The sequence below is a fragment of the Rhizobium sp. BK176 genome, from assembly GCF_024808055.1.
This window is the reverse complement of the sequence record NZ_JANUBV010000060.1, coordinates 1-6085: the sequence shown is the minus strand read 5'-3', so window position 1 is coordinate 6085 and position 6085 is coordinate 1. Positions and strand designations below refer to the sequence as shown.

General features: G+C 56.5%; 4 protein-coding genes and 1 pseudogene. 1 reads left to right on the top strand and 4 read right to left on the bottom strand.

Annotation, left to right across the window (positions count from 1 at the left end; translation table 11 throughout):
- The coding region (locus FHT76_RS41105; protein ID WP_259186887.1) for a transposase at nt 1-118 on the bottom strand (118 nt) is incomplete at its 3' end.
- 484 nt (nt 119-602) lie between these two features.
- Nucleotides 603-800, bottom strand: a pseudogene (locus tag FHT76_RS41100) (dodecin); the annotation flags it as partial.
- 275 nt (nt 801-1075) lie between these two features.
- On the opposite strand from FHT76_RS41100, the gene FHT76_RS41095 reads away from it, so the two are divergent.
- Nucleotides 1076-1417 carry a DUF982 domain-containing protein gene (locus FHT76_RS41095; protein ID WP_259186886.1) on the top strand — a complete coding sequence of 114 codons (342 nt, stop codon included), beginning with the start codon at nt 1076-1078 and terminating at the stop codon, nt 1415-1417.
- A 233-nt stretch (nt 1418-1650) separates the two neighbouring features.
- On the opposite strand, the gene FHT76_RS41090 is transcribed toward FHT76_RS41095, so the two are convergent.
- Complete coding sequence (locus tag FHT76_RS41090; RefSeq protein WP_259186885.1) at nt 1651-2604, bottom strand: C45 family autoproteolytic acyltransferase/hydolase; 954 nt, start codon at nt 2602-2604, stop codon at nt 1651-1653.
- A 1316-nt stretch (nt 2605-3920) separates the two neighbouring features.
- Entirely contained in the window at nt 3921-5876 is a 1956-nt protein-coding gene (treZ, locus tag FHT76_RS41085; RefSeq protein ID WP_183865183.1) for a malto-oligosyltrehalose trehalohydrolase, read from the bottom strand.
- Nucleotides 5877-6085 lie beyond the last annotated feature (209 nt).

The window sequence follows — 6085 nt, the reverse complement described above, 5'->3', positions numbered from 1 at the left end:
TATAGATGCTGGCATCGCTGACGCCGTGCTTGCGGCAAAGCTCCGAGACCGGCGTACCCGCCTCGTGCTCCTTCAGAATGCCGATAATCTGTTCGCCTGTGAAACGGCTGCGCTTCATTCCCTGGTCCTCTCAATGGGCCAGAGCTTACTTCAAAATGGATTATTTCAACGGGGCAAGGTCACCGTGCTTAACTGGGAGCGACCATGAAACAAGCCCTGATCGTAACATCGATAGCGGTCGCCCTGGTCGCGATCGCGGCAACGTACGCGTTGCCTTCCTTCAACGCGACCGGCCATTCTCAGATAGTCAACTCTCGTTAACATGATCGCGGTCTTCGCCTTTCGTTGATGAGAATGCCACACGACGCGACCACAATGTGATCTCGAGCGCGATCCGCGGCAGCAGACCAGGAGCCAACGGGACAAAGCATTCATAAGCCAGGACATACGCAGCCGCCTCAGGTCGAGGTTTCTTTCCAATCTCGCGGGATAGCAAGTCGGCGAACCGTTCCAATACGCTAGGTCTGCTACTCAACTCGAAAATGGCGAAGAGCGACGACGAAATCGTCGCTCTTGGCGTTTTCGGCTGGCGACGTTATCCGTCTGAAGCCTACCTTCATCACAACCTGATGGTGTTCAACTGCGCCGTCCCTGATATGTCCCCGGATCTGGTCGACTTCGAACCAATCTAGATTTCGCATGGTCTTTGACGCGCGCGCGATTGCCGTGTCGATGGCTTCAGTTATTGAAACCTTGAAGGTGCCGACCAGTTCGACCTTCTTGTAGACGTGATCGCTCATTTTGCTTCCTTCCTTCAGTGTTTCAGGTTCAGGCAAGTCTTGAGACGCTGCGCTGCACAAAAGGAACGAAGACAACCTTTCAATGTCGAACGCCTTTGAAACTCTCACATGATTTTGGTCGCGTGCCAATGTCAGCGTTGTCGCCGGGAAGTTCGAAGTGGACATTGTCGAGAAAAAATCCCGGCAGCGCAGCCATGCCCCTTTCAGCGCTCAAAATGTGAAGAGGGGCGCTTCCAGCTGGCCCCAAAGCTGCCGTGTTTCGAGGTGAATCTGTCATGGGGCGACTCAGGGGAGGAGCACGCGCATGGTTTCAACGGGCGACATTTGGACTCGAAATCTGGCTGCCAGGGGTTCCAAATCCGATAGACATCAGAGGAACAGACGAAGCATCGGCGTTGTTGGCAGAGAAATGGCCGGTTACGTTCGGATCGGCGTTTGAGCGAGCTCTTAGCGCTTGCGCCGCAGTACTTGATGGGACGATGCACCCAGACAGTGCGAAGCGGGCCCTGATCGATGCGGCCGAAGCGATCGGCGTCTCGTGGAGGGACCGGGTCTATCATGTGCCGGCCCGCAGTGAGGTGTTTGCTCGCGGTCCTTCCATCAGCCGCAGCCATTGAGCTGCGTCGGGGGATGACAGTATAATCTGGGGAGGAGGAGGCGAGGTGACGGATCTCGCGATACGCTATTCAAATGGCGCCGCTCAGCTCAGACTGAGCTGGTGACCCAGCGGCTTGCTTAAAGACCTGCTCATGGCAGACTTCACGGGACCTGTTCGTCCGCGCTGCCCCGGCCGGGGCATGCTGTCGATCACGGCATTGTTCCGCGCAATGACTGCGCCGCGGGATGGAATTTAAGTATAGCTATGCGTGTATTGGCCTTCGGGAAAATCCTGGAAGCCGAGGGACCAGCATTTGCCAGGCCAAATATAATCCACTCGCCGTTCCAACGGTCGGTACAGCGCAGTATAGAGAGTTGGATAAAAAATACTGTTGGAGTAAAGCGGCGGCTGGAGAAACAGCTGTTGGAATTGCGGAAGGGACATGCTCGGGTCTTCCAATGCGCGCTGAATTGCTGCCAGGCGCGTCATTGATGACGTCGAGGGTCTTGTCCACCGTTGATGGTTCGTACACGCCTTCGCTCGAGATACGACCGGGCGTTGATGCGGGCCGAGCAACAAGGTCGCGTAGGAACCCGAACGGTCCAGGACGGTTACATTCTGTGGTAGCGCTATGGGAATTCTGCAAAGGGCAGCGACTGCTTGATTTATAGTGTGGCACGTCTCGAGAATGTAGCGGATCACCAGGATAATGGAAAAGCCAACACCCTGAGTGCGGCCCCCGCCAAGAGTGACACTCGCGACGAGTCCTTCTTCGTTCATACCATCTACACAACCTCCCCAAGGTCTTTGCGCCTTTCCAATGACCCTCAGATTCGACCAGGCGGTCATTTCGAAGCGATCGGAAACAATCGCCGGCGGATAGTCAAAGTTTCGCAGTAATGCCGGGCCTTCCGACCCAAGCCAGACCGCCTGACTACAGCCGTAGCGTTCTGGCGCGGGTCGGTAGTGACTGAGCATTCGATGCGCCACGTCGTCATCTCCGACGAGGGAGCATGCCTCGTCATAGGCGGGTGCCAGCTCCGGCATGAACCGAAGCAACGCTGCACGGCATTCCTTTGCAGTTGGGACTGGGGATCGGGCTTGCCCGAAGTACCACATTTCCGCCTCCTCGCGACCGGCAACAAATCTGGAGAGCCAGGCCTTGCCGGGTCGGTCTTCCTTAACGGCCGCAAATGTCTTGTCCATGGCTGGATTATAGGAAGTCACACGCGTTGCTGACAAGGCGTGGGCGCCGGTATAGGCGTCGTGAGGAATACAGAAAAGAACCAGCAAGGCTCGACTGGAACTTAGGAGACCATGCCCGGCTGGCATCGTCCATGGAGCAAGCCGAAGATGGGTTGTCGACCATGGGAACGCTGGGGCTCGCTGATGCGAGAGCTTGGCTCATTGAACCCAAGCGCCCCGTATTCGCCTCAGGTGACGATGTTCAGACCGGATATGGCAACAGCGTTTCACGTCTGCCAAGCGCCAACGAATAACAAACGACGAGCCCTATTTCACCTGAGGAGCGCTGAACGGACGACGCAGCGAATGATCTCGACGACGAGCAGTACACGGAAAGTCACGGGTATCATCTAATGATCGTAATGCGGGCGTTTCAGTCAGCCAAGCCGCGGCTGCTCCAATCAAGCAATGCGAGAAGACCGGAAAAACCGGCTTTCTCGTCCAGGTCCCCCCGAAACGCCGTCCTATTCCCTTCGAGGCGCGCCTCGTTTTGCAGACAAGGGTGAAGACATGTCAAGAATATGCGGAAGACCCAGGCGACCAATGGGTTTCACTGCCGTTCCTCAGCGTGCTTGCGCTTTTCGTTCTCCTGCTCGTATGGGTATTGCTCGAGCATACGGTCTATGGTCGTCGCTCTATGCGTTGGCGGGAACGCCGAAGCTGCAAGGCTCGTCGGTGTGCGTGTGCGGCTCCTTCGATTTTCGGCGGTTGGCCTGACCGGTCTCGGGGGCGGCAACCGCAGGTCTGATGATGCAAGCCGGGTCGCCTCCGCCAACCCGACCCAAGGAAGCGGTTTGATGCTTTCTGCAATAGCGGCCGTCTTCCTGGGAATGACCATGAGTGAGGAAGGCGAGCCCGCGTCCTGGCGACGTTGTCGGGAGTTTCATTCTCGGCGGCTCGACAATGGCCTGACGCAGATGAGCGTCGATTCCTACGTGCGCGAGATTCTCGTGGGATCAACTATCATCCTCGCCGTCGCCTCATCCAGCTTGAGCAAGCTTAGCCAAAAGGAGTGGCCACTCCCCATACGGACTGTTCTCAACAGCATCCGCAGGAGGGGATCATAACGGCTCCGTTATGGCTGAGCCGGCGCCAGAAATTTGCGCGGCATCCAGACCGTGGCGTAACAAGCGCTCTCGGGACCGACACTATCTTTCTGTGTATAACGTGACTGAAAGGCGGCCTCGACAGTGCCATGAGGTCAACTACACCGGCTTTTTTTTACAACGAGCACGATCACTTCCGACAAGACCACGAATCGCCTGCAATCAGCCATCTCAAGAGGAGATTTCGCTTTGCCAGTGATCAAGCTGTTCACCAGGAGGTGTCTTGTTCCGTGCCTGCCTTTTTGGCGCAAGCACGACCGCGCAGTCGGCTGAAAGACCCCAACGACGTTGTAAGTCGATCGGTCGGCGACCGCTTCCACCATAGTTAAAATCGTCACTGGACCACTCGACCTTCCATTGATAACCGCGCGGCGGGGCGAGCAGAGGATCGGGCCGACTGTGAATTGCAAGGTCGTGACCGAGATTGACTAAAAGCAGACGCTGTTCGTCCGGCTTATCAGAAAAAAACCGCAACAGGAGCGCGGACGTCTCCAACACACTCCCGTCAACAATGAGCTTCCGCCCTTCGTCATATCCGGAGAAGATATTATTTCGCCGAAGCGCGAGGAGATCCCTATGGAGCGCAACGAGGTGGTCATTCCGCTCATATTCATCCCACTTTAGTTTTGATCGTTCAAACGTTAGCGGATCGGACGGCGCAGCCATGCGGTTTTCGAAGTCGGGATCCTTTAGGCTTGGGAACTGTTTCAAGAACGCAACTCTGCCCTTTCTTACGAGATCAATCATCTCCCCACGACTATCCGCGAAGTAAAAGAAAGGCGTCGTCGCGCCGAACTCCTGGCCTTGAAAAAGCATGGGGGTCTGCGGACCGAGGAGGAGCAGGGCGGTTAGTGCTCGAAACCGCGCCGGCGACGTCAGCTCAGTTATCCGCAAGCCTCTTGCAGAATTCGCGATCTGGTCATGATTTTGCAAAAAGTGGACGAAGTGTTCGTGGTGGAGGTCAAAGCCGGGTGTGCCACGTGGGGCGTCCTGCCAATCGTAGCGCTGGCCCTGAAACAGGTAGCCATGTTTCGCGGCCGATACGAACTCTTGGGCATGACCGCGGTGATCGTGATAATAGGCTTCCCTCCTTCCGGTAGCGGCCACCATGGCAGAGTGATGGAAGTCATCATTCCAGGCAGCGTCCAGACCCAAGCCTTCCGCATCGCTTGCGCGGAGAAGACTTGTGTCCTGCGGTTCGTTCTCTGCCAAGAGGTAGATCGATCGCCGGCCTCCTGCTTTCCGTGCCTCACGAGCGATCAACGTGACGATGTGATCCTCACTGGCATCGAAGAGCGCCTGGGTGGCGTCCAATCGTAGGCCGTCCAAATGGTACTCATCGATCCAGTATGCGGCGTTCTTAGCTATAAACTCGCGCACACCCTGGCAATTCCTTCCGTCGAAGTTGAGAGAGCTACCCCACTCGTTGGAATAGCGATCGGTAAAGTAATCCTCTGAAAATGCTCGAAAGCTCTCGCCAACGCCGAAATGGTTGTAGACGACGTCGAGGATGATGCCGATTCCCGCCTGATGGGCCTGATCTATAAACGATCGCAATTCATCCGGGCGGCCGTACAAGCGTGTCGGCGCATAGGGAAGTACTCCGTCATAGCCCCACCCGAACTCACCGAGAAACTCGTTGACTGGCATCATCTCCAAGCATGTGATGCCGAGGTCTTTGAGGAGCGGTAGCTTTTGCGCTGCGGCTTCATAGGTTCCCTCCGGCGTGAATGTCCCAATATGCATTTCGTAGAGGACCTGCCCATCTGGAGATATACCTGGCCAAGCCGTATCCCGCCATCGAAAGGACCTGTAATCCACGAGCATTGACGGCCCCGCTGGGCCCCCGGGTTGAAAGCGCGATGCGGGGTCGGGCAGACATTGTGGCGTCTCCCCGAGGCGGAACTGGTAAAGTGCGCCAATCTGCAAACCCTCGACGTCGACACAAAAGTAGCCCCCTTCCTCTCGCCGCATCGGGTATTCTCCTCCTGCCATGAGAACGACCGACATGGTTTGGTGAGATGGTGCCCAAACGCGAAACGACGCAACACGATCAACGATCTCGGCCCCAACCGGGTATCGTCTTTGTGATCCTCCCGTCGCTCTTGATTCGCGATCGACTTGCATTTGCTTGACGTCCTCTGCTGCGGTCTGGCCATTGAAAACGTCAGCAACAGGGCGTTGTTCCGGCGGAGGATCTTAGGCCGTAAACTCATAAATTCTCTTGGCGTATTGCGTTCCGCGTGATTCAAGGCTTCCGAATTAGGAGCTATGATGACACGCCGCCGCTACGAACTCACCGACCACGAGTGGTCAATCATTTCGTCCCTACTGCC